This is a genomic window from Bordetella sp. H567, from assembly GCF_001704295.1.
In the GTDB taxonomy this organism is placed as follows: Bacteria; Pseudomonadota; Gammaproteobacteria; order Burkholderiales; family Burkholderiaceae_B; genus Bordetella_C.
Genome location: NZ_CP012334.1, coordinates 4,969,939 through 4,993,497, shown reverse-complemented (window position 1 = coordinate 4,993,497; position 23,559 = coordinate 4,969,939). Strand labels below are relative to the sequence as shown.

General features: G+C 65.3%; 23 protein-coding genes and 1 tRNA gene. 12 read left to right on the top strand and 12 right to left on the bottom strand.

The window, feature by feature from the left end; translation table 11 throughout:
• Positions 1 to 17: 17 nt before the first annotated feature.
• A complete protein-coding gene (locus AKI39_RS22350) occupies positions 18 to 923 on the top strand; it encodes a LysR family transcriptional regulator (RefSeq protein ID WP_076879733.1) in 906 nt (301 codons plus the stop codon).
• A 51-nt stretch (positions 924 to 974) separates the two neighbouring features.
• Positions 975 to 1,823, top strand: coding sequence for a helix-turn-helix transcriptional regulator (locus AKI39_RS22345; RefSeq protein WP_066641072.1), 849 nt, complete (start codon positions 975 to 977; stop codon positions 1,821 to 1,823).
• Between the two features lie 23 nt (positions 1,824 to 1,846).
• Here AKI39_RS22345 and AKI39_RS22340 read toward each other — a convergent pair whose 3' ends face one another.
• The 3 genes from AKI39_RS22340 to thiC all read right to left on the bottom strand — a co-directional run bounded on the left by AKI39_RS22340 (position 1,847) and on the right by thiC (position 5,745).
• The gene (locus AKI39_RS22340; protein WP_145925354.1) at positions 1,847 to 2,524 is read right to left on the bottom strand and encodes a hypothetical protein; all 678 of its coding nucleotides are present in this window, start codon (positions 2,522 to 2,524) and stop codon (positions 1,847 to 1,849) included.
• Between the two features lie 409 nt (positions 2,525 to 2,933).
• A complete protein-coding gene (locus AKI39_RS22335; protein WP_066641061.1) occupies positions 2,934 to 3,779 on the bottom strand; it encodes a DUF1444 family protein in 846 nt (281 codons plus the stop codon).
• A 52-nt stretch (positions 3,780 to 3,831) separates the two neighbouring features.
• A complete protein-coding gene (thiC, locus tag AKI39_RS22330) occupies positions 3,832 to 5,745 on the bottom strand; it encodes a phosphomethylpyrimidine synthase ThiC (protein ID WP_066641059.1) in 1,914 nt (637 codons plus the stop codon).
• A 303-nt stretch (positions 5,746 to 6,048) separates the two neighbouring features.
• On the opposite strand from thiC, the gene AKI39_RS22325 reads away from it, so the two are divergent.
• On the top strand, positions 6,049 to 6,693 hold the full coding sequence (locus AKI39_RS22325) for a SecDF P1 head subdomain-containing protein (RefSeq protein ID WP_066641057.1): 645 nt from the start codon (positions 6,049 to 6,051) through the stop codon (positions 6,691 to 6,693).
• A gap of 178 nt (positions 6,694 to 6,871) precedes the next feature.
• Here AKI39_RS22325 and AKI39_RS22320 read toward each other — a convergent pair whose 3' ends face one another.
• Entirely contained in the window at positions 6,872 to 7,330 is a 459-nt protein-coding gene (locus AKI39_RS22320; RefSeq protein WP_066641055.1) for a helix-turn-helix domain-containing protein, read from the bottom strand.
• 83 nt (positions 7,331 to 7,413) lie between these two features.
• On the opposite strand from AKI39_RS22320, the gene AKI39_RS22315 reads away from it, so the two are divergent.
• Entirely contained in the window at positions 7,414 to 8,514 is a 1,101-nt protein-coding gene (locus AKI39_RS22315; protein ID WP_066641053.1) for a helix-turn-helix domain-containing protein, read from the top strand.
• A 418-nt stretch (positions 8,515 to 8,932) separates the two neighbouring features.
• On the opposite strand, the gene AKI39_RS22310 is transcribed toward AKI39_RS22315, so the two are convergent.
• The gene (locus AKI39_RS22310) at positions 8,933 to 9,841 is read right to left on the bottom strand and encodes a c-type cytochrome (RefSeq protein WP_066641051.1); all 909 of its coding nucleotides are present in this window, start codon (positions 9,839 to 9,841) and stop codon (positions 8,933 to 8,935) included.
• Positions 9,842 to 10,362: 521 nt separating this feature from the next.
• Here AKI39_RS22310 and AKI39_RS22305 point away from each other — a divergent pair.
• The 3 genes from AKI39_RS22305 to AKI39_RS22300 all read left to right on the top strand — a co-directional run bounded on the left by AKI39_RS22305 (position 10,363) and on the right by AKI39_RS22300 (position 11,679).
• Positions 10,363 to 10,437, top strand: a tRNA-Arg gene (locus tag AKI39_RS22305).
• 194 nt (positions 10,438 to 10,631) lie between these two features.
• The gene (locus AKI39_RS25650) at positions 10,632 to 10,874 is read left to right on the top strand and encodes a hypothetical protein (RefSeq protein ID WP_145925352.1); all 243 of its coding nucleotides are present in this window, start codon (positions 10,632 to 10,634) and stop codon (positions 10,872 to 10,874) included.
• Positions 10,849 to 11,679, top strand: coding sequence for an SDH family Clp fold serine proteinase (locus AKI39_RS22300; protein WP_066641049.1), 831 nt, complete (start codon positions 10,849 to 10,851; stop codon positions 11,677 to 11,679). Before AKI39_RS25650 ends, AKI39_RS22300 begins: the two co-directional genes overlap by 26 nt.
• Positions 11,680 to 12,308: 629 nt before the next feature.
• On the opposite strand, the gene AKI39_RS25350 is transcribed toward AKI39_RS22300, so the two are convergent.
• Both AKI39_RS25350 and AKI39_RS22290 read right to left on the bottom strand, forming a co-directional pair.
• The gene (locus AKI39_RS25350) at positions 12,309 to 12,710 is read right to left on the bottom strand and encodes an OmpA family protein (protein WP_158515204.1); all 402 of its coding nucleotides are present in this window, start codon (positions 12,708 to 12,710) and stop codon (positions 12,309 to 12,311) included.
• Between the two features lie 131 nt (positions 12,711 to 12,841).
• Positions 12,842 to 13,366, bottom strand: a complete 525-nt coding sequence (locus AKI39_RS22290) for a hypothetical protein (protein ID WP_066641041.1) — start codon at positions 13,364 to 13,366, stop codon at positions 12,842 to 12,844.
• A gap of 56 nt (positions 13,367 to 13,422) precedes the next feature.
• Here AKI39_RS22290 and AKI39_RS22285 point away from each other — a divergent pair, with 56 nt between their 5' ends.
• The gene (locus tag AKI39_RS22285) at positions 13,423 to 13,743 is read left to right on the top strand and encodes a tripartite tricarboxylate transporter substrate-binding protein (RefSeq protein WP_158515203.1); all 321 of its coding nucleotides are present in this window, start codon (positions 13,423 to 13,425) and stop codon (positions 13,741 to 13,743) included.
• A gap of 30 nt (positions 13,744 to 13,773) precedes the next feature.
• Here AKI39_RS22285 and AKI39_RS25035 read toward each other — a convergent pair whose 3' ends face one another.
• From AKI39_RS25035 to gcvA, 3 genes are all read right to left on the bottom strand, one after another.
• Positions 13,774 to 15,540: an autotransporter family protein gene (locus AKI39_RS25035; RefSeq protein ID WP_235610859.1), complete on the bottom strand. Its 1,767-nt coding sequence runs from the start codon at positions 15,538 to 15,540 to the stop codon at positions 13,774 to 13,776.
• The gene (locus AKI39_RS26135) at positions 15,423 to 17,312 is read right to left on the bottom strand and encodes a beta strand repeat-containing protein (protein ID WP_066641037.1); all 1,890 of its coding nucleotides are present in this window, start codon (positions 17,310 to 17,312) and stop codon (positions 15,423 to 15,425) included. Before AKI39_RS26135 ends, AKI39_RS25035 begins: the two co-directional genes overlap by 118 nt.
• Before the next feature lie 194 nt (positions 17,313 to 17,506).
• Entirely contained in the window at positions 17,507 to 18,415 is a 909-nt protein-coding gene (gene gcvA / locus AKI39_RS22275; protein ID WP_066643607.1) for a transcriptional regulator GcvA, read from the bottom strand.
• A gap of 118 nt (positions 18,416 to 18,533) precedes the next feature.
• Between gcvA and AKI39_RS22270 the strand changes: the two genes are divergently transcribed.
• The 4 genes from AKI39_RS22270 to leuB are packed head-to-tail and all read left to right on the top strand — an operon-like array spanning position 18,534 to position 22,673.
• Positions 18,534 to 19,493, top strand: a complete 960-nt coding sequence (locus tag AKI39_RS22270; protein WP_066641035.1) for a Bug family tripartite tricarboxylate transporter substrate binding protein — start codon at positions 18,534 to 18,536, stop codon at positions 19,491 to 19,493.
• Between the two features lie 37 nt (positions 19,494 to 19,530).
• The gene (gene leuC, locus AKI39_RS22265) at positions 19,531 to 20,955 is read left to right on the top strand and encodes a 3-isopropylmalate dehydratase large subunit (protein WP_066641029.1); all 1,425 of its coding nucleotides are present in this window, start codon (positions 19,531 to 19,533) and stop codon (positions 20,953 to 20,955) included.
• Between the two features lie 2 nt (positions 20,956 to 20,957).
• The gene (leuD, locus tag AKI39_RS22260) at positions 20,958 to 21,557 is read left to right on the top strand and encodes a 3-isopropylmalate dehydratase small subunit (protein ID WP_066641027.1); all 600 of its coding nucleotides are present in this window, start codon (positions 20,958 to 20,960) and stop codon (positions 21,555 to 21,557) included.
• Positions 21,558 to 21,596: 39 nt separating this feature from the next.
• Entirely contained in the window at positions 21,597 to 22,673 is a 1,077-nt protein-coding gene (leuB, locus tag AKI39_RS22255) for a 3-isopropylmalate dehydrogenase (RefSeq protein WP_066641025.1), read from the top strand.
• Positions 22,674 to 22,679: 6 nt separating this feature from the next.
• Here leuB and AKI39_RS22250 read toward each other — a convergent pair whose 3' ends face one another.
• The gene (locus AKI39_RS22250) at positions 22,680 to 23,159 is read right to left on the bottom strand and encodes a DUF6644 family protein (protein ID WP_083228993.1); all 480 of its coding nucleotides are present in this window, start codon (positions 23,157 to 23,159) and stop codon (positions 22,680 to 22,682) included.
• On the bottom strand, positions 23,156 to 23,557 hold the full coding sequence (locus AKI39_RS22245) for a DUF6152 family protein (RefSeq protein WP_066641023.1): 402 nt from the start codon (positions 23,555 to 23,557) through the stop codon (positions 23,156 to 23,158). Before AKI39_RS22245 ends, AKI39_RS22250 begins: the two co-directional genes overlap by 4 nt.
• Positions 23,558 to 23,559 lie beyond the last annotated feature (2 nt).

The window sequence follows — 23,559 nt, the reverse complement described above, 5'->3', positions numbered from 1 at the left end:
GTGCGCCTTCCCGTCCCATGATAGATGCCCAATTGCTTCCCGCCTTCGTCGCCGTCGCGGAAACCGGCAGCTTCACGCAGGCGGCCGCGCGCACGGGATTGAGCCAGTCATCGATCAGCCAACGCGTGCGGCGCCTGGAGGACAGCCTGGGCAAGACGCTGTTCCTGCGTGACACGCACCGCGTGGAATTGACCGCGGCGGGCGCCACGCTTTTGGAATATGCCCGATCCCTGCTCGCCACCTTGGCGGAAGCGGAATTGCGCGTGCGCGATTCCTCCTTGTCGGGCGAAGTTCGCCTGGGTATCGCCGAGGACATCGCGGTGTCCCGGCTGCCCCGTATTTTGCAAAGCTACCGGCGTGCGCATGCCAACGTCGTCCTGCACGTCCAGATCGATATGAGCCTGAACCTGCTCGAACGGCTGGACAAGCGCGAATTCGACCTGGTGCTGTGCAAGCGGCTGAATCCGCGGCACCACCCCGAGGTGCGATCCATCTATACCGAGCCCCTGGTGTGGGTGGGCGTGGCCGGCGCGCAGGGCATTGCCCGCATGCGGCCGCTGCCGCTGGCCCTGCATTCCGATCCCAGCGTCACGCGCCGGCTGGTACTGGACCAGCTCAAGCAGGCCGGCATTCCGTATCGGGTTTCGCATACCAGCTGGAGCTTCGCCGGTATCCAGGCCGGCGTGGCGGCGGGCCTGGGTATCTCGGCGTGCGGACGCGGCTTCGTGCCGCATATGCTGTGCGCGCTGGACGCGGCGGAATACGGCTTGCCCCAGTTGCCCTCGCTGGACTTCGTGCTGGCGCGCCGCCAAGGCGAATTGAGCCGCGCCGCCGATGCGCTTGCGGACCTGATCGAACGCAACCCCATGGCCCTCGAATATCCCCGCCTCCCGGCGGCGCATGCCCCGTTGGAGCCGTACTAAGCCGTGTAATATAGGGTCCCATACAGGTACAAGATTCCTGCTTATCCTGGTATGACACCCTCCACGGTTGCCAACCCCGCCCTGCTTGCCGAAGGCGCCACTTTGCGGCGCCGGACCTTGGGCGACTTCGTCCGCAACGCGCGCGCGCGCATCACGCCGCAGATGGCGGGCCTGCCGGCGGGCTTGCGCCGCCGCACGCCCGGCCTGCGGCGCGAGGAAGTCGCCCAGCTTTGCGGCATCAGCGTCACCTGGTACACCTGGGTCGAGCAGGGGCGCGAAGTATCGGTGTCGCCGGCCGTCTGGGCGCGCATCGCCAGCGTGCTGCAACTGGCCCGCGCGGAACGGGCCTATCTGTTCGAGCTGGCGGAATGCGCCGATCCGCAGCATCCCCGCGAGGAACCCTCCGGCGTCTCCGGCGTGCTGAACGCCTGCGTCGACGTGATCAACGCCCCTGCCTATGTGCTGGATCGCACATGGAACGTCATGGCCTATAACGAAGCCATGCGCGACCTGTTCGACAACTGGCCCGCGGTCGATCCCGCGCCCAATCTATTGCGCTATATCTTCCTGGATCCGGCGGCCCGCGGGCTGGTGGTGGACTGGGAGCAGCGGGCCCGCCGCGCCGTCGCCGAGTTCCGCCACGATGCCGGGCCGCACCTGGACGAACAGGACGTACGCGAGCTGCTGGATCCGCTGCTGCGGGACAGCCCGGCCTTCGAACACTGGTGGACCCGTCATGCCGTGGTCGAGCGCGAAGGCGGCCTGCGCGAATTCCAGCATCCGCGGCAAGGCCTGCTGCGGTTCCAGCAGGTGACCTTCCGCCTGGCCACCCACCCGGACTTGAAGCTGATCATGCTGCTGGCGGAATCGGCCGTTGAAGCGGTAGCGCCGCCGGTCTAGGCGGCGCCTGGTACCGGCCGCGATCAGATATCGATTCCCAACTCCACCAAGGCCTGGTATATGTCGGACATGTCTTCCAGCGGTTCGCCGGATTCCGGCGGATTGGGCAAGGCAAAGATGACCTCCCGCAGCTTGTCGGCGCGCTGTGCCTCGCTCGGCCCGGCAAAACGGGCGCGGCCGCCTTCCAGTAGCAAGGTGCGTCCCAGCGGGCCATGGTCGTAGCTGCCCGATGCGAAGGACAGCAGCGTGCTGTCGAACACCCTTTGCGAAGGTTCTTCCTGGCCCTCCTCCCGGATGGTGAGCTCGGGCAGCACCAGATTTTTTTCGGCGATGCCGCCGAGGACTTCCATCGGGTCTTCGCCCCGCAGAATGCGGTTGAGGGCGGTTTTCAACAGGTCGATATCTTTTTGCCGCTGCGCCTGCGCCTTGGCCTGCGCGCTGTTCAGGTCGGGCTGATCGCTGCTCAGATGGGCTTGGTCGCTGTCCAGCTTGGCTGGATCGCTGCTCGGCTTGGGCAGGTCGCTGTTCAGCGTTGCCGCGATCGCCTCCGCTTCTGTCAGGCTTGCCCGTTTCACGCATTGGGCCAAGGCGGACAGCGTTTCGGTGATCCCGGGCACGGGTTTCCATTCGAGCGCCTGCGTGGGCGCGCACATCTGGCGTAGCTGATACCGGATCCCGCCCAAGGCGGCTTCGCTGGCCATGCCTTTCATGACGCCGGCAGCGCTGCCATAGTGCTCCATGGCAGCTTCCGCGTCCCGCCTGGATCGGTAGACGATGATCGAGGGAATTTCGCGCCGCTCGGTCCCGGGCGGCGTGTTGGGTCGCGGGCTCTCCGGCCTGATGACCTTGGGTGTGCCTGTCGCGCCGTCAGGCGGCGGCGATTGATCGTAACCGGAGGGGACGGTGGAAGGGGGGACCGAAATGCTTGGCATGGAAAATCTCCGTGGTTAGCGTGACGCTGCATCGACGTGATACGTGTCACTTGCCACGGGAGGATTCCGCTGTCCGCCCGATACTTTTCCATCCTTGCCGCTGCCGCTGCCGTTGCCGCTGCTGCTGCCGTGCCCCACGGCGGCGTACGCCGGCGGCCCCGGCGCGGCTTAGCGCGCGTCAGTCCTCATACCGCGTCAGCATCCCGTCGCGCCACACGTACAGCAACGCCGACAGGCCATAGGGCGATCGCGCCATGATGTGCGCGGCGATATTCCGTATGCGATTCTGGCCGTGTCGGTCTTTCGTGCCGCATACCAGCAGTTCCTCGCGCGCCGGGATCGCCAGCACCGGGTCGCCTTCGATTTCCACGCGGTCGCGCCAATCCTCGGTCAGGAACACCAGGCTGGCGTCGTAATTGCCGTCCAGGCGCACGCCGTAGCAGCCGTCCTCGCCTTCGATGGTCAACTGCGGCAGCAGGCGGCGCAGGTTTTCCCGGGCCAGCGGCATCAGTGCATCGCGCGGCAATTCCAGGCCAGCCAGGTGATCCGGCGCCACGTAGCTCATGGCGTCGGGGCGGTCTTCCACATACACCGTCATCAGCTCGTCGGTCAGCGGTTCGGCGACGAAGCGATCACCGTCGCCCGCGCCGGCCGACTGCAGCTGGCGGGTGCTGGCGGCCAGCCACATCTTGGTCTTCACCACCGGCAGGAGGGCGGCACGGCGAGTGGCCGCGTCCGGCTTGACGGCCGCCGGCGCGGCATCCAGGTGCGCGGCCAGGATCGCGTCCAGGTCGGCCGGCGCCTTGGTGTAGGCGGTGTAGGCGTTGCCCAGCGACTGCGTCACCTGGCTGCCGTCCGGCAGCGACCAGCGCACCTGCACGCCTTCGCCCGCCGTGTCCGCTTCGACACCGACACCGTCCTTGGGAAACCGTGCGCGCGCGGCGTCGGCGTAGGCTTGCGCGAATTGGCGGGCATCGAGCGTGCGCGAAGTCCGCGTGGTCAACAGGCGTTTCAATAGGCTCATTGCATTGTCCATCGGCGGCCGGGCCGGCCGCCGTGCTTACACGGTTTCGGCATCAGGTCTGGTGATAGATTTCGGCGCCCTTGCGCACGAATTCCACGGCCTTTTCCTGCATGCCTTTCTTCAGCGCTTCCTGTTCCGCCACGCCCTGGCTGGCGGCATAGTCGCGCACGTCCTGCGTGATCTTCATGCTGCAGAAGTGCGGGCCGCACATCGAGCAGAAGTGCGCCACCTTCATCGAGTCCTTGGGCAGGGTCTCGTCATGGAAGTCCTTGGCGGTGTCGGGATCCAGCCCCAGGTTGAACTGGTCGTCCCAGCGGAACTCGAAGCGCGCCTTCGACAGGGCGTTATCGCGGATGGCGGCCCCGGGATGGCCCTTGGCCAGATCCGCGGCATGGGCGGCGATCTTGTACGTAATGATGCCGTCCTTGACGTCCTTCTTGTTCGGCAGGCCCAGATGTTCCTTGGGCGTCACATAGCACAGCATCGCGGTGCCGTACCAGCCGATCAGCGCCGCGCCGATGCCCGACGTGATGTGGTCGTAGCCCGGGGCGATGTCCGTGGTCAGCGGGCCCAGCGTGTAGAAGGGCGCTTCGTCACAGTGCTTGAGCTGCAGATCCATGTTTTCCTTGATCATCTGCATAGGCACGTGGCCAGGGCCTTCGATCATGACCTGCACGTCGTGCTTCCACGCCACCTGCGTCAGTTCGCCCAGCGTCTTCAGTTCGGCGAACTGCGCTTCGTCGTTGGCGTCGTAGGCCGAGCCCGGACGCAGGCCGTCGCCCAGCGAGAAGCTGACGTCGTAGGCCTTCATGATTTCGCAGATTTCCTCGAAGCGCTCGTACAGGAAGCTTTCGCGGTGGTGCGCCAGGCACCACTTCGCCATGATCGAGCCGCCGCGCGAGACGATGCCCGTCATGCGGTCGGCGGTCATGGGGATGAAGGGCAGGCGCACGCCGGCATGGATGGTGAAGTAATCCACGCCTTGTTCCGCCTGCTCGATCAGCGTGTCGCGGAAGATTTCCCAGGTCAGTTCCTCGGCCTTGCCGTCCACCTTTTCCAGCGCCTGGTAGATGGGCACGGTGCCGATCGGCACGGGGGAATTGCGCACGATCCATTCGCGGGTTTCGTGGATGTGCTTGCCGGTGGACAGGTCCATGACCGTGTCGCCGCCCCAGCGGATGGCCCAGGTCATTTTCTCGACTTCTTCGCCGATGCCGGAGCTGACCGCGGAGTTGCCGATATTGGCGTTGATCTTGACCAGGAAGTTGCGGCCGATGGCCATCGGCTCCAGCTCGGGGTGGTTGATATTGGCCGGGATGATCGCGCGGCCGCGCGCCACTTCGTCGCGCACGAATTCCGGCGTGATGGACGATGGGATCGCCGCGCCGAACGACTGGCCCGGATGCTGGCGCAGCATGCGCTTGACCAGCTTTTCGCCCTCCGGGCCACTGGCGCGCAGCGATTCCAGATACTGCTCGCGGCGCAGGTTTTCGCGGATGGCCACGAATTCCATTTCCGGCGTGATCAAGCCGCGGCGCGCGTAATGCATCTGTGAGACGTTCGCGCCGGCCGTGGCCCGGCGTGGCGGGCGCTGCAGGTCGAAGCGCATGGCCGTCAGCTTGGGGTCGTTCAGCCGTTCGCGGCCGTAGGCGCTGGACGGCCCGGACAGCAGCTCGGTATCGCCGCGTTCTTCTATCCAGCCGCGCCGCAGTTCCGGCAATCCGCGGCGGATATCGATCTTCACGCTGGGATCGGTATACGGGCCGCTGGTGTCGTAGACCGTCAGCGGTGGATTCTTCTCGCCGCCGAACATGGTGGGCGTATCCTGCTGCTCGATTTCGCGGAACGGCACGCGGATGTCCGGGCGCGATCCCTGCTGATAGACTTTGCGGGATTTCGGCAGCGGGGCGACCGCGGCGGCGTCGACTTCGGCCGTGGCGGCCAGGAATTTGGGGTTGGCGTTCATGGAAGCTCCAAGCGAGGGTTTGGAGCCGAATAGGGTCGGATTCCGGCGGTTTCCACCGGAACGCTCCCAGCATCGGCATTATCCGTACTGGTACGAAGGGACTCTCTCAACCTCTGGTTCCGGGCGCCGCCGCTTCGCTGGGAAATCGGCGGGACCGCAGCCGGACCGTGAAGTACCCCTGCGTGCATGTGACAGTATAGACAACATGATGGGGTCATTACATCTGGATGCAGTCTGCGTGACGCCGGGTCTTGCCGCCCCTGTACACTTTTTTTGCAACCTCCACCAATAGGAAAACCTGTTATGCACATCAGATTCCGTACGATCGCCCCCCTGGTATTGATGGCTACGGTCCTTCTGGCGGGTTGCCAGACGCCTGGCAACAAGGCCGGTACCGCATCGACGTCCTCCAGCGGCGCCACCCCCTCCGCGGCCGCGACGCCGCCGGCCGGCGCCCCAGGCACGTCCGCGCCGTCGACCGTGCCCGTGGCATCCTCGGTCGGCTTCTACATCGCCCAGACGGATGCCGCGCCGGACCTGATGGAGGTCAAGCTGAGCGACGCCACGGTGTATGTGCAACGCCAGCCGGTACTGACCCGCGCGGACCTCACGGAAGCCGCGGCGCTGGTGGACCGCCAGGGCCAGAACTTCGTCGGCCTGCGTTTCAGCCCGGAAGGCGCGCGCAAGCTCGCCCAGGTCAGCTCGCAGAACGTCGGCAAGTTGCTGGTGCTGGTCATCAACGGGCAGTTGGTGGCGGCGCCGCGCATCGCGGAACCCCTGAACCGCGGCGTGCTTGCCTTCGGCGTGGACACGGCGCAGACGGCGACCGAGATCGCCGCGCGCGTACGCGGCGATGCACCGGCTGCTTCGGGTACCGGCACGCAAGCCGTGCCGCCGGCGTCGAACCGATCCGCCCCCGCCTCGGGAACCGCCAACCCCGCGCGGTAAAGATTGCCCTCCGGCGCGGCCGCGTGCCGCGCTTGGCTTGGCCATCGCGCCCGGCGTCAATCGCCGCGGCGCGATTTCTTTTCGGGGGGCCGGCGTCGGGGGGCGGTTATGGAGAGCACGCGCCGTCGCGCGATCGGCTCGGGCAGTCCGCTGCGTCCGCGCGGGCGCCTTTTTGGGATCAGTCGCCGCGCCGCGGTTTGTTTCTGGATTTGAGCGGCGCGTAGTTGCTATGGCAGGCGTCGATGAACGCGGCCACCATGTTTTCCAGATGGCGCTTGTCGCGCGCGGTCAGGCTTTCGTAGCGGCCGCGCGGGATGTTCGGGAAGGGCCACTCCGCTTCCTTGCGCGCTTCGCCGAACGCGGCTTGCGCGCCGTCCTCCAGTGCGTAGCGATGGCCGCCGGCGGGCGCGGCGTAGACGTCGGCGGGACGTTCCATCGGGCCCTTGCCCGTGTCCAGCCATTGCGCCTCCACCCCCAGCGCGGCGGCCAGCTTGAACAGGCCTCTGCTGGATTTGCGCTCGCCGCTTTCGTAGCTGGCAACCGCGCTTTGCGACAGGCCCGCCAGGCGCGCCAGTTCTGCCTGCGTGTAGCCGCGCAGCGAACGAATGTGCCTCAAACGGTCTGAAAATTTCTTCACGGACCGATTGAAGCTTGCACCGTTGCCACGTTGGTGTTTATATAAATCACATTCGTGGTTTTGTCGTGTGCAGGAGAAAAAACATGATGGATTATCGGAACGTCATCGTGCTGCAGGACGCCCGGGCGGTAAGAGATAACCTCGCCCAGGAACTGGCCAGGCGGGATTTCGCGGTGCGCTCGTGCGGCAGCCTGGCGGGCTTGCGGCATCTGTATGCCGCGCAGCCGTCGCCGCTCATCGTGCTTACCGGCGAATCCGACGACCTGGCCTGCGATGCGCAAAGCGCGCGCATGGCCGCGCCGGCTGCCGTCATCATCGCGCTGGGGACGGCGACCGATGCGGCGTGGCGCACGCATGTCATGGCGGCGGGGGCGGACGCCTGCCATGCCGCGTCCATCGATATCGCGGAATTGACGGCGATCCTGTTGTCCTGGGGGCGTCAGGCCGCGCGTGTATGCCGCATGAAATCGTCCGACCTCGCTGTGGGACGCCGGCCTTACCGTCCGGTGGATCATGCGGAGTCCGCACCGCGGGCCGGGCCCGCTCGCGCGGCGTTGTCGCGGGCCTTGTCTCATGTCGGGCCTCATGCCAGGTCTCATGTCCCATCTTCTTGCAGCGGCGATATTCCGCAACCGCGGGTTTCCTCGCCCGGGCCCGGACAGTTGCGGCACCGTTGCGATCACAGGGACGCCCAGGATCTTCAGCATTCCGCCCCTCCTGCATATCCGTCCGGCCGCCTTGGCAGCGGGTGGAGTCTTGACGCCAGCTGCCGCGTGCTCATATGCCCTCGGGATCGCACGCTGTTCATGACGGTGGCGGAAAACGATTTCCTCATGCGCGTCGCGGCCAGCGAAGGCCAGTTGCTGCGTCGCCGGCGGCCCGCCTCCGGCGACGCGATAGAACAGGGCAGGGGCGGTGCGGACCAGCCCCTGGATCCGCGCAGCATGGACGTGGTCGTGTCTCGCCTTCGGCGCAAGGCCCGGCTCGCCGACATCGAATTGCCCCTGCTCGCCGTGCGAGGCTGCGGCTATCTGTTTGCGGAACCCCTGGCCGTGCGTCCATCGTCCCTCCTCTCACGTGCCTCGATGCCTCGCGACTGGACATCGGCGCAGCTCACGCACAAGTTCGTCCCACGCCCTGACTCCCGGGCCCGCATGGGCGCCCCGCGACTGCTTGCCGCGTGACTGCGTGCCGTCTTTTCCGCATCCTGCTGGGTCCCGATCGTTTCGGTTCATTCGGTTCATTCGGGCATTCGGGCATTCGTGCATTCGTGCATTCGTGCATTCGTGCATTCGTGCATTCGTGCGGTCTAGACCGATCACTGTCTCGCGGGTTCCCTTGCGCGTTCATCGTTGAGTGCTGGTCGTTCATCCCGTGCCACTTCGCCGCCATTCATTTGCGGTAGTCGGCCGCTCATGCTGCCGTGGTCGCGGGTGCGATGGTCCGTAGCGCATATCGCGTCAGCAACACCGCGTCCGTCTGCGGCGCCTATGCCGGAGCGCCGCGCCCCGCGGCATCGTGCTGCTTGGCCCAGCCCCAAAAACACAAATCCCTACCGGGCGGTAGCGCCGGGTAGGGATTTGCGAGGTCCTGCGATCGCAGTTACTTGGCGGCCTGGACCATGTATTCCACAGCGGCCCGGATGTCGGCTTCCGACGCATTGGCGGCGCCGCCCTTGGGCGGCATCGCGCCCTTGCCGGTGATGGCCGTCTTGACCATCGTATCGGTGCCCGTCTGGATGTACTTGTCCCAGTCGGCCTTGCTGCCGAACTTGGGAGCGCCCGCGACGCCGGTGCCATGGCAGGCAAAGCAGGTGGTCTTGTAGAGCTTTTCACCGGCCGGGTTCACCGCGGCGGCCTGTTGGGCCGGCGCGGCGGGTGCCGGAGCCTGCGCCTGGGCGGCGGGTGCGTGTGTGGCGGCCGGTGCCGCGGGAGCCGCCTGCGCGGTCGCGGCGGGCGCGGCGGCAGCCTGCGCCTGGCCCTGGTTCGCGGCCGGTTGCGCCGGGGCTTCGGGCTCCTTGAAGCTTCCGCCGGACTTGTTGGCCATGAACACCACGGCCCGCTCGACTTCGTAGTCGCTCAGCGACGGGTTGCCACCCTTGGCCGGCATCGCGCCCTTGCCGTGCAGGGCGATGTTGAACATCGCTTGCAGGCCTTCCTTCATGCGCGGCGCCCAGGCGGCGTTGTCGCCGACTTTCGGAGCGCCGGCCACGCCCGCCGTATGGCAGGACGTACAGACGGAACTAAAAACCTGTTCGCCGGTCTTGAAGACCTTGGGCGCGTTGGCGTCGACCAGATCGAAACCCGCTACGGGGGCGATGCGTTTGTCGATGGCTTCCGGCGTCAGGGCGCTGGACCCCGCACCGCTGCGGCCGTAGGAGGCCACCATATTGACCAGCATCAGGATGATGATGATCGGCACTAGGAAGGCCAGAACGACCGTGACGATCAACTGCTTCGGGGTCTTGATGAGTGAGGCGTGTTCTTCTACGTGTTCCTGCTCTTTGCTCATAACCTAATCCTGCTGTCGGGTACCGGGGCGCCTGGGGCGGATAAAGTACTACGGACCTGCGGAGACCTCCTCAGCTCCCCGCCTGCACGCGTGCAAACGCTGGATTATATAACGCGGGGGTCGCTGGGCCATTCAGGATGGCTGGCGGCGGCTGAGCGGCCCATTTCGTCGCGCCGCAGCAATCGGCGCGCGCTCGGGATGAAGGGCTTTTCCTGCCCACCCGGCCAGCCGGTCGGCCGCAGGGTAGCGCACTGCCTGGCCGTCAAGCGGTATGCGGCTCGCACCGCCGCTACGCTGCTTTTACGCTCAGGTGCGTTACCCGATGCGCCACCCGGTGCGCTGCCGGACGTGCCCGGATGTGCCGCACGGATGTGCCCCGGATGCGCGCGCGACGGGCCTTCCTGACGCGCCCGCTGAAGCAGGACGGGAATCGCGTTCGGGCATGGCCATCGCCGTCCGTGGGCCTGGTCGTCATAGGCGCCAAGCGCGTAATCCTGTTTTGGGTACAATACTGCCTCTTCGCGCCCGTAGTTCAATGGATAGAATGAGAGTTTCCGAAGCTCTTGATACAGGTTCGATTCCTGTCGGGCGCGCCAGTTTTGTGCGGGTTCCAACCGTGTCTAAGACAAGTTTCGGACAAATTCCGTTAACGCGTCGCCCTGCCTGAATTGAGGCTGACGGCACAAAACGGTTTGAGTTGGTTGGCCCGAGCTGTATTATTTGTTTACTGACCTCGCCACACGTTGCGAGGCATAGACTCAGGTCCCCGCGCCTGTGCTTCGAGGATGCCATGTCTACCACCCTGCAATACTCCTGGCTGTCTGTCGGCGGTCTGGAACGGACCCCTAGCGACCTCATGGGTTCGCAGAGCCGGCAAGTAGTGGTGAAAGACGAGGTCGCGGTGAAACGGGCGGTCGACCCTGTGCAGCGAATCTTGGACGCGAGTCATAAAGTGTTGGCCGAGCCCGCCGCCCCTAAGAACAACGAACAATCGGCGAAATCGGGCAATGTCGGATACTTTCCCGCGTACTAAAGACCTTCCAACGCAATCACCTCTGTTCTGGGTTACTCATAAAGACCGCTATTTGCGGCAACAACTAATCCGGGATATCGAGGACGAAACTAAGCGCGATTTAGTCGTTTATTTCACTGATTGCGACAGGTCGGCAGCTCAGATTGACCCGGCAGACGATGCTTGTCTGGTCGAGTTGCTGTCGGACCGGAGAAATGCTGGCCTCGATCTGCTGCTCGAAACCAACGGCGGCTTTACCGACGCCACCGAAAAGGTCTGTTCGATTCTGCGCGCGATGGCCCCGGATCTTCGCGTCATCATTCCCCGCAAGGCCAAGAGCAACGGCACTGTGATCGCTATGTGCGGCCAAACTGTGATGATGGGACCGACTTCCGAGTTGGGTCCTATTGACCCGGCCGTGGGCGGCATACCTGCGGACTTCATCTTAAAGGCGCCGCCTCAGACGATGAATCCGATCCAAATACAGGTCGCTCGTACCGCGTTGGATCAGACTAGAAAGCTCGCCAAACAGCTACTCACCACCGGGATGATGCAAGGCAGGCCACCAGCGGAAATCGAGGCCGTCGTCAACAAGCTCGCATCACGGGACCATTTTCACAGCCATGGCTCAGTCCTGGACTCGGTGGAAGCGACGCAACTCGGCCTAGTAGTTGACACGCGCCAGCACGATGATCCACTCTGGCAAAAGATTTGGCTGCTACGGACTATGTACGCCTATGATTGCGGGCGCGATGGAAACTCGAAAGTTTTCGAGTCCTGCAAATTAAGTACAGTAATCAAAAGTACGCAGCCCACGGCGCCATGATGTTAGAACGCTGCGCGATGGAGCGCACCGTGGCGCTGGAATAGCCGGTCCATCTTCTTTCTCCAGATCGTTCGCCGCGCCGTCGATCCACTGCGAATAGACCTCAAAGAACATCTTTGCGTTCTTGTGTCCCATCTGCCGGGACACAGGTGCGGGATTCATGCCGGCCACAAGCATGGCGTTGCGAAGGTGTGCCGTGTCTGCCGTGCGTCGCGATCGCGGATGCCCGGCGCCTTCACCGTTGGACGCCATATCACTTGTACCCCCGCTGCGGTGTCGACGAACGCGCCCCGGTGTCTGGGTTGATGAACACGTCGCCACCGGCCACAAAGGTGTGTTGTTTCTGCCGGGCGCGCGCCTGCATGGCGCACGTCTGGAGATCGATATCGCGCGCCTGGCGCGTCTTTCGTATCCTTGTCGATGAACCGCACCCGCGCGGCATCGATCCGAGGTTGCTGGCGCTGGAAATCCACGTTAGGCCAGGATCGGGTAAGACGGCCGCAGGCCGGAAAAGAATGCCATCTCGAAATAGCTGTGCCATTTGGGGGTTGTGCTTGCGTCGTCGCGGGCCGCGAATTCGTCGCCAGCTTTTGCGCCAATCGGTTATGCGGAATCGCTGCGATAGCGACTCAAGACTGGCGCAGCACCACCTCGACACGCCGATTGCGCTGGCGCCCATCCGGGTCGTCGCTGCCGTCGGGTTTTTCGTTGGGGACAACGGGCTTGCGCTCGCCGAAGCCCGCGACGGACATGGGCGTGTTGCCGGCGCCATGCTGGCTCAAGTAGGCCCGCACGCTGGCGGCACGTGCCTCGGACAGGCGTTGGTTATACGCGTCGTCGCCCTTGCTGTCGGTGTGCCCCTCGATGATGACCGAGGCCGGCTGGCGCAATTTGATCAGCTCGGCCAGCTTGTCCAGCGTGGCTTGTGCGCTGGCACGTATCGTTGCCTTGTCAAAATCGAACAACACGTCGCCAGGCAGGGAGACTAGCGTTCCACGGTCGACCTGTACCGCGCTGAGTTCGCTTTGCAACGTGCCGATCCGGCTGGCGGTGCTGGAGCTCCCAGTGTTACCGACGACCTCCGGCTGCGACTGGCCTTTCTGGCTGCCAACCTGCTCGATTCGCGACGGTTCCGTCTGCAGCCCAAGGCGAGTGATCTCAGTTACTTTTTTTTTGAGCCATCGTCGCCATAAGCGGCGGCAGTCATGGGAATGTCGAAGGTAAACCCCGGAAAGTATTCCGGCGGTACGCCTCCTTTACCTTCATTGAAAAGCAGCTGCACGGTCTTTACATCGGGAACTTCGCCCCGGAATACCAGCGTGCCCTTTATCGTCTCGCCGGCCTTGAGGACGAGCGTGTTGTTGTCCTTCGGCGGGACCAGATAGTAGCGTTCGCCTTCGACGACAAGATAGGTCTTCTGGCCGTTGACCGCGGCCTCGTTCAAATGAATCTCGTGATTGCCGCGATTGCTCGCCAGAAAGCCGACGACTGTCTCGGAGGGCTTGGCCTGTATCGAATTGATTTGCAGTGCCATGCCATCCTTGCGCTGCGTCAGCTTGAGCTCCATGGGCTTGCCGCGGTTGAACAGCTCACCGAAGAAACCCTTCACTTCATCCTCGGCGTGGGCGGGAGATGAGCAGGCCAGCAGGGCGGCGCAAGCGACAACTGCGATGCGAGACAGGCTCATCTGGTCAATCCATCCAGGTTGGGAAGATTGCCTGATTGTATATAAACGGGGCCATCGTGGAGTTCGTTGCTGGCCGTGACCGCGAAGGAGCGGATCGCGGCCTTGGACGACGTGCCGACGGTGGCTTGGGTGTGCCTGGTTTCGAGGTTACGGCTTGGCAGGGCGTGCTTGCGCCCAAGAGCACGCCCGCGGCTATCGTCGAGCGATTGAACAATGCAATTCGGCTGGCCTTGGTGTCGGACGACATGCAATCGCAGTTGATGGCAAGGAGCGCGAAAGCGCTCGGATCCACGCCAGCGGATTACGCGCGATTCATCCAGGAAGAAGATATGCGGTGGGGAGCCATCATCAGGGCCGCGGACATCCGGCTACATTGATAACTCTCCACGCTCTCTTCCGTAAGTCGCTCAGAATCTGTAGCTTCCCTGCAGCAGGAAGGCCTGCGCGGAGACGTTGCCGGTGTCGAATAGGCGGTCGTAACTCGCGGTGATATCGACCGCCTTGCCGATGGGCAGCGTCAAGCCCAGGCCCGCGGTCAGCATGCCGCGCGAGGGCGATACGCCGGGCAGCGTGAAGCGCGTGCCGTCGCCGGCCGCGGCCGCCACATTGCGGCCGGCATCCAGCGTCTCGTAGGCATAGCCCACGCGCGCCTCGACCAGCGCGGGCCGCGCCGCGCCGGTGCTGAACGGCAGGCCCACCGCTACCTGCGCATACGGTTGCAGGCTGTTGAAGTCCTGCGAACCGACGTCCAGGTTCTGGCTGGTCGGCCCCGTCTCGCCGAAGCGGTTGGCGTGAAAGTACTGATAGCGCACACCCACGCGCGGCGTGACCGTTACCGGTCCGGTTGCCAGCGGCAGGCTGGCCTGCAGCCCGGCCGTGATCTCCTGGCCGTCGGTGTCGCCCTTGGCGCTGCCCAGGCCGGCGAACGAGCGCTGCGATTGCAGGAAGTCGTACGCCGCACCCAGGGTGGCGGCCACGTCCACCGGGCCCAGGCGGCGGCTGCCGTAGCCGGCGATGCGCACGGTGTCGATCTTGCCGCTGGCCTCGTCCTCCGAAACGTCGACGTGGCTATAGCCGCCGGCTACTCCAACGGTCCAGGCCCCGACCTGCTTGTCCAGCCCGGCCAGGAATCCATAGTGGCTGTCCTTGTAGCTGGGCGTGTCATCGTTGCCGTGCACGTGCGCGGTGTTGGACACGATCTGCGCCCATGCCTGGCGGCCGGGACGCGCGCAATCGGCGGCGGACGCCGCGTCGGCGCAGGATAGTCCCAGGCGCGACAGCAGCGTGTCGTTCACGCGCTGCCCTTCACGTATGGCCGCCGAAGCGGTGGCGCCGAAAATCGTGGCATTGGTCGGTGCGATGACGACCGTGCCCACGCCGCCGCCATTTCCGCTGCTACCCGTGCCGCTATTCCCTGTGCCGGTATTGCCCGCGCCGCCATTATCCGTGCCGCTGCCGCCCGGGGTGGCGGCCAGGGTCAGGGTGCTACCGTCGGCCAGGTTCTGTACGCTCTGTGCCAGGTTGGCAGGGGCATTGCTGGTGACACTGGCGAATCTGCCGCTGACGCTGGACGCATCGATGATGCGGAACGACGCTGCGCTATACGTGCCGGGGCCGTACAGCACGTTCAAGGCGCCCCCCAGCGTCGCCGTGCCGCCCACCTTCAGCTGTGAGGCCGCCGTGGGGCTGACGTCGACGAACAGCGTGCCGGAGGACGACTGCGTGTAGTCGCCCGCGATGGTGAGCGTGCCGATGGAGCCGCCCGGGCGCACGACGCCGTCGTTGGTAACGCTGCCTGCAATCGTGCCGTGCCCGCGCAGAGTGCCTGCCGTGCCCACGGCGACGTCGCCCAGGATGCTGGCGCCGGCGTGGTCCGCATCGCCGATCTCCAGCGTGCCGGCATCGACCGTCGTGCCGCCCGTATAGGTATTCACGCCGTTCAGGATCAGCATGCCGTTGCCCGTCTTGGTCAGGCCGCCGCTGCCTTGCAGCACCGAATCGATGGTCGCATTGACGTTGTTGTCCACCTCGATGGCCGAGGCCGAGGCCGAGGCCGTCAGGCCGATCGGCGCGCCGGTGACGCGATAGCCGTCGGTGGAGAACTGCATGCCGCTGACATTGATGGCGCCCTGGCTGGCGTCGACAGTGACGGTTCCCGCGGCGCCGCCGAACACCGGGCGCACGTCCGTGGTGTCCAGCTTGCCGTTGCTGGCGCCGTCGGTGCTGGTCCAGTTCGTGCCGGTGGCCGTCCACGTGCCCGACCCCCCCGGGCGATCGCGCCGTCCGCGCCGGTGTTGGTCCCGTCCCAGTAATGGTGCTGCGCGTCGGGAAACAGCGTCACCACCAGGGCGCCGCCGGACGTGCTGGTCTGGGCGAGCAAGCCGTTGTTGGTGGAGACGAAGGCGGTGTTGCCGCTGTACGCCGCGCTGCCGCCGGCCCGCACGACGGAATAGGATTGTCCTGCGGCCAAGCCGCCGCCGTTCAGGCTGATGGCCGTGTTGCTGACGGACGCATTGCCGCTGACGTCCAGGTAGCCGTAGCTTGTCGCGTTGGCGGCGTCGATCGACAGGCCGCCGCCGGTTTGCGTGTAATTGCCGTGGACCGTGATGGGATTGCTGATCTGCAGCGTCGCGCCGCTGTTGATCACCGCATGGGACGCATCGACGCCGATGTCATCGTTCAACAGCAGATTGCCGCTGGTGAAGACCAGGTTGGCCCCAGTCAACTTGATGAACCCTTTATCGGCCGCGCCCACGCCGCCGCTCGCGCCGGTCAGCGTGCCTATCGCATTGCCGCTGCCGCCTGCCATGACCAGGTCAGTCGTGCTGGCGGAGGTGATGTCGCCGGCGATCACCCCGGTGTTGGCGATCGGGCCTATCGTGCTCGTGGAGTCGACCTGTATGGCGTTGTAAAGGCCGGTGATGGTGCCGCTATTGCTTACCGAACCGATGCTTGCGCTGTTCCGGGCCAGCAGGCCGACGTAGGGGGATGTGGTGCTGCCGCTCAAAAAGCTCGACGCGGAAGCGAGGGTGCCTGCGTTATCGATGGCTTGCACGTTGGCGCCTTCGACCAGCACGCCGGCGAAAGCGCCTCGGATCGCGCCGCCATTCTCGTTCTGGATGAGACTAATGGAGCCGCCGTTGGCGCGGATGCCGTAGGCTTCGTCGCCCGCAAGGCTGGTGCCGGCGATAAGGCCTCGGTTCGCAATGGTGCCTATCGTGCCGCTGTTCAGGAGGCCGGTCGTAACGCCGATGATGTCCGCGGCCGGTGCATTGTTCACTGTCCCGATGGTGCTTCCGGCAGCGTTGCTCAGGCCTGCGCCCAGGGTGGAGCTTCCCCATATCGAACCGGTGTTGTTCAGCGTATCCAGGCTTGCCAACGGGCCGACGTTGGCAAGCGCAGCGCTTGCCGCCGCCGTGGGGCTGGATGCCGTGATGATGCCGTTATTGTTCAGTGTCCCGATGTGGGCCGCGACGAACCGTCCGTCGTTTTCTATTCCGTAGACGCTCGTGCCGCTGAAGTAGGCGTTGGTTGCGTTCGTGATATTGCTTATCGTGCCTACGTTCCTGAGCGCGGTCGGGCTGGTGATCATGCCCTCGTTGATGATGGCCGTCACGGAGGTTCCGGAGGCAACCACTATCCCATCCGAGCTGCCGCTGCTGATCGTGCCCTGGTTGAACAGCGTGCCGACGGTGCCCGCGGCGCGCAGTGCGTAGCCGAAAATGTTCCCCGTCCCGTTGACGATGCCGGTGCTTGTGATGGTGAAATCGCCGGAGCCCCAGTCGACGCAGCCGGAAGGTGCCATGACGGGCCCTGTGGAAACACATTGGGCGAATGCTCCCCCGGCGGCGGCCAGGGACAGGCCGGCGGCGAACGTCGCCTTGTAGAAACTCAGGTGTTGAGGGAAGGCGCAGCGCCGCTGGCGCCGCAGATCGCGGGCTGTCATCGAAGGGAATCGGGGGGAGTGTATGGAGGGGAGCCCAGGGATAGGCTTTCCGGCCGTGTATTGCAAGTTGCGTCAAGAGTAACAAAACGCACGCAAATCGTCACAGCCCCCAAAAACGTTTTTGTGCTGATTACAACAGCAGTCGCCGCCACGACGCTGCGGCCGCCGTGCGCTGCAATCCACCTGTCTAGCCCTCAGCCGAGCAAACGCGCTTCCATCTCTTCCGCTTCCTGCACGATCCATTCTTCAAAAGCCTGTACACGCTCCGGCTTGGGCCTGTCGCTGCGATAGGCCAGTACGTAGGCGCCACCGGTATCGGTGCGCTGGGGCAGGGGCGCGACCAGCCTGCCGGCCAGCAGGTCGTCGCTGACGAAGGCCAGCTGCGCGACCATGACGCCCAGTTGGTCGATGGCGGCCTGGTAGGCCAGTGCGGCGTTCTCGAACTTGAGGCCGCTGTTGCCGTCGATGTGCGCGACGCCCGCCGCCGACAGCCACGTGGGCCAATCATTCGGGCGGTTCAGGGAACACAGCAAGACATGGTTCGCCAGGTCTTCGGGCCTTTCCAGCCGCGGCTCTTTGTTCAGCAGCCCCGGCGCGCAGACCGGCAGCAGGATTTCGCCGAACAATCGGCGGTAGCCGGGGCCGGACGGCGGCCGGGTTTCGGAATGGATGCTGACGTCCACGTCCTCGCGGTCGAAATCCGCGCGCAGGTGGGACGTGGTGATCTGCACGTCGATGTCGCGCCGCGCGGCATGAAAGCGCGCCAGGCGCGGCACCAGCCACTTGATGGCGAAGGTGGGCGGCAGCTTGATGCGCAGGCAGCGTTCGTCGGGCTGCTGCTGCAGCTGGCGCGTCGCCTGTTCGATCTGGTCCAGCGCCGCCTTGATGGTGCGGAAATAGGCCTGGCCCGGCCCGGTCAGTTCAATGCCGTGGCGGCCGCGGACGAACAGCTGCGCCTTGGTCCAGTCTTCCAGGGAGGCGACATGGCGGCTGACGGCGCCCTGGGTGACGCAGAGTTCTTGGGCGGCGCGGGTAAAGCTGGCGTTGCGCGCGGAGGCCTCGAAGGCGCGCAGCGCGTTCAGCGGCGGGAGGCGGCGGGTCATGGCCTGGTCCAAAAAGCTATGAGTATTAATCATAGCTGACATGTCTTAATTTGCCTTGCTCGCCGGGAGAAGCCAGCCAAGAATAGCGCCGTACTGCCACAAGAATACGGAGACAACCATGAAGAAACTGCATGCCTGGCTAGCCGCCATGATGCTGGCCGCCTGTAGCGTCGCCCACGCGGAATACCCCGACCATCCGATCAAGATGATCGTGCCCTGGCCCCCCGGCGGCGGCGTGGACACGATGGGCCGCCTGGTCGCGCAGGGCTTGTCCCAGGAGCTGGGGCAGCCGGTCATCGTCGACAACCGTTCGGGCGCGGGCGGCAACATTGGCACCGAGCTGGCCATGCGGCAGCCCGCGGACGGCTACAACCTGCTGATGGGCTCCATCAGCCCCAATGCCATCAACGTCTACCTGTATTCCCACCTGGGGTTCGATCCGGTGAAGGACTTCACGCCCATCACCTATGTGTCGGCGGTGCCCAATATCCTGGTGGTGCCGGCTTCGTCGCCGTTCAAGACCATGCAGGACCTGGTCAATTACGCCCGTGCCAATCCCGGCAAGCTGAACTACGGATCGGCCGGCGTGGGATCGTCGCAGCACCTGGCCGCGGTGCAGTTCATGGACGCGACCAAGATCAATATCGTCCACGTGCCGTACAAGGGCACGTCGCCGGCGGAAGCGGACTTGATGGCGGGCCATGTGTCGCTGATGCTGGACACGACCACCTGCCTGCCGCTGGTCAAGTCCGGCAAGTTGCGCGCGCTGGCCGTGGCCTCGCGCCAGCGGAATGCGCAATTGCCCGATGTCCCGACTCTGGATGAGCTGGGCGTGAAGAACGTCTACGCGTCGTCGTGGTACGGCCTGATGGGGCCGAAGGGCATGCCGCAGGACATCGTCGACAAGCTCACCAAGGCGACCAACGCCGTGCTGAAGAATCCGGAAATCCGCCAGCGCATGCTGGACTACGGCGCCGAGATCGGCGGCGGCACGCCAGGCGATTTCACGACCTTCATCAACGAGGAAATCCAGCGCTACAAGCCCATCGTGGAACTGTCCGGCGCCAAGCTCGATTGATCGCGCCGGTTCCATCAACCTTTATCAGCTGCCATTTATGTCCTCTGCCTCCGCGCCTCGCACGCTGTTCGACAGGATCTGGTCCCGGCACCAGATCCTGCAGCGTGACGACGGCACCAGCCTGCTCTACGTCGATCGCCATCTGGTCCAGGACGGCTCGGCGCCCGCTTTCGCGATGCTGCGGCAACGCGGCCTGAAGGTGCGCAGCCCGCAGCGCAGCTTCGCCACGCCGGACCACTACGTACCCACCGATACGCGCGAGCTTTCAACCATCGCCGACCCCGAAAAACGCGCCATGGCCGACGCCCTGCGGCAGGACGCGAAGGACGCCGGCATGCAGTTCTTCGGGCTGGACGATCCGCGCCAAGGCATCATCCACGTGGTCGGGCCGGAACAGGGACTGAGCCTGCCGGGCATGCTGATCGTCTGCGGCGACAGCCACACCGCCACGCACGGCGCCATGGGCGCATTCGCCTTCGGCATCGGCGCCTCGGAAGTGGCCCACGTGCTGGCCACGCAGTCGATCTGGCAGCGCAAGCCGCCCACGATGCGCGTGGTGGTGCAAGGGCGCCTGCAACCGGGCGTGGCCGCCAAGGACATCATCCTGGGCATCATCGCCCAGATCGGTGCGGCGGGCGCCACCGGCCACGTCATCGAATATGCCGGCCCGGCGATTACCGCGCTATCCATGGAAGGCCGCATGACGGTCTGCAATATGTCCATCGAGGCGGGCGCGCGCGCCGGCATGGTGGCGCCGGACGATACGACCTTCGCGTGGCTGCACGGGCGGCCCTACGCGCCGGCCGGCGCGGCATGGGACCAGGCGATGGCGCAGTGGCGCACGCTGCCCACCGACCCGGGCGCGCGCTTCGATCGCGAAGTGGTGCTGGACGGCTCGGCCTTGCAGCCCATGGTGACCTGGGGCAACAGCCCGGAAGATGCCTTGCCCATCTCCGGCCGCGTGCCGGATCCGGATGCCGCCAAGGACGCGGGCCGGCGGGCCGCGATGGCCCGCACGCTGGACTACATGGGATTGAAGCCCGGCATGCCGTTGACCGACGTGACCGTGGACCGCGTGTTCATCGGCTCGTGCACCAACGGCCGCATCGAGGACCTGCGCCAGGCTGCCGCGGTGGCTCGCGGCAAGCGCGTGGCGCCTGGGGTGCAGGCCTGGGTCGTGCCCGGCTCGCAGCAGGTCAAGCTGCAGGCGGAACAGGAAGGGCTGGACCGCGTGTTCCGCGACGCCGGTTTCGAATGGCGCTACGCGGGCTGTTCGATGTGCCTGGCGACCAACGGCGATACGGTCGCGCCGGGCCAACGCTGTGCCTCGACATCCAACCGCAATTTCGTGGGGCGGCAAGGGCCGGGTTCGCGTACCCACCTGATGAGTCCCGCCATGGCGGCCGCGGCGGCCGTGACCGGCCACTTGGCCGACCCGCGTCCGCTGCTGGACAGGAGCTGATGATGGAAGCCTTCCAACGACTCGATGCCGTGGCGCTGCCCATCCCGCGGTCCAATGTCGATACCGACCAGATCGTGCCGGCGCGCTATCTGCAAAAACCCCGCACCGACGACTTCGGCGCCTACCTGTTTCGTGACTTGCGCTTCGCCAAGGACGGTTCGGAGATCCCCGATTTCATCCTGAACCAGCCGCCGTACCGGCCGGCGCGCATCGTGGTGGCGCAGCGCAATTTCGGTTGCGGCTCGTCGCGCGAGCACGCGGTGTGGGCCTTGTACGACTATGGCGTGCGCGCCGTCATCGCGCCCAGCTTCGGCGATATCTTTTTCTCGAATTCGCTGAAGAACGGCCTGCTGCCCATCGTGCTGCCCGATGACACCGTCGCGTCGCTGCTGCAGGCGGTGCAAGCCAAGCCGGGCGTGCGCATCGCGGTGGACCTGGCGTCGCAGACCGTGACCGTGCCGGACGGCGGTACGCACGCATTCCAGGTCGATGCCTTTTCCAAGCAGTGCCTGCTGGAAGGCATGGACGAGCTGGACTACACCCTGACGCTGGGCGACCGCATTGCCGCTTTTGAGCAGCAGCACGATGCGTCCGCCGCCTAGCCCCGCTTTATCCCTGAATACGGAACGGAAGGAAAACCCATGAAAATCGCAGTCATGCCGGGCGACGGCATCGGCAAGGAAGTCACCGCCCAGGCGGTCAAGGTGTTGCATGCCGTGCTGGGTTCCAGCGCGAACCTGGAACTGGTCGAAGCCGCCATCGGCGGCGCGGGTGTCGAGGCCGCCGGCGATCCGCTGCCGGCCGCGACCTCCGAGATCGCGCGCAAGGCCGACGCCATCCTGTTCGGCGCGGCCGGCATCCCCGGCGACGAGGCCATCCCTTACGCGATGCGGCCGGGGGCCAGCCTGCTGCGCTTGCGCAAGGAACTGGAGATCTTCGCCAACTTCCGTCCCGTGTTCCTGTTTCCCGAATTGATCGACGCGTCCACGCTGAAGCCGGAAGTCATCGAGGGCCTGGACCTGCTGATCATGCGCGAGCTGAACGGCGATGCCTATTTCGGCGAACCGCGCGGCATCCGCGTGAACGAAAAAGGCGAGCGCGAAGGCTACAACACCATGCGCTACAGCGAATCCGAAGTCGAGCGCATCGCGCATGTGGCGTTCAAGGCGGCGCGCGGCCGCCGCCGCAAGGTCTGCTCCGTGGAAAAGGCCAATGTGCTGGAAGTCGGGCAGCTTTGGCGCGAGGTCGTGACGAACGTGGGCAAGGAATATCCCGACGTGGAGCTGACGCACTTGTTCGTCGACGCCGCGGCGATGATGCTGATGCGCAACCCCAAGCAGTTCGATGTGATGGTCACGGGCAATATCTTCGGCGACATCCTGTCGGACGCCGCCGCCATGTTGACCGGCTCCATCGGCATGCTGCCCTCCGCGTCGCTCAGTTACGGGCAGAAGGGCCTGTACGAGCCGGTGCACGGCACGGCGCCAGACATCGCCGGCAAGAACCTGGCCAATCCGATCGCCTCCATCCTGTCCATGGCGATGATGCTGCGCTACACCTTCAACCAGACCGCCAATGCCGACCGCGTGGAAGCCGCCGTGCGCGCGGTGCTGGCGGAGGGCTACCGCACGCCGGACATCATGCAGCCGGGCTGCCAGCGCGTCGGTACGGAAGAGATGGGCGACGCGGTGGCGATGGCCGTCAAGAAAAGCCGTTGACTGGCCCTACAGAAAGCCGATCCAGCGTCCCGCGACGATGGCGCTCAGCCAGAACAGCAGGGACGCTGCCGCATGCATGCGCAGCGCGCGCGGGATCTGCGGTTCCCGCAGCGCGCGCCGCCAGTGCGGCCCCGCATGCAGCCACACGGCGTTCACGATCCCCAGTCCGACCACCACCACCTTGACCAGGAAGGCCCAGTTGCGGACGTACTCATCGGCCTTCACCGAGAAGAGCAGCAGGCCGGTGATGACCGCGAAGCCCAAGGCGACTGCTGCCAGGTTCGAAAGATAAGGGCCGAACTCACGCAGCGGCACCGTGCCGCGCGACCATAGCAGACGCAGGTCCAGCGCCGTGATCGAACCCACCAGTATGCCCAGCGCCGCGATATGCGCGGCATTGACCAGCAGATAGCCAATGGACGAGTTGCGCAGGAATACAGCGGGCGGCAACCCGGCCACCCACTGCACGAAGGCGTCCAGATTCATCGCTGGATCCGTTCGGGATAGATGTCATAGGTCTTGCCGCCGACGGAGACCTGCACGGCCTTCATGCGCTTTTCGGCGTGATCCTTGGCCCGGTTGCCGACCGCGATGATGGTTTGGTCGACCTTGGCGGACCGCTCGTCGAAACCGGACTCCCGTGTTTGCGTGGGATTGCCCAGCTCGACGCGCCACAATCCGTCGTTGGCTGTTTGCACGTCCAGGTAGGGATGAGGCGGCGCGATCACGACTTTCTTTACCACGCCGGTCAGCTTGATCTGGTCCGTGTCGGCCCAGGACCAGCCGTGATGGGCGTTGGCCGTTGCCGAGAACAGCACCGGCAATGCAAGCGCCGCGATGACGGTGCCGATGGCGCGATACAGCTTCGTGGGATACGGCTTCATGT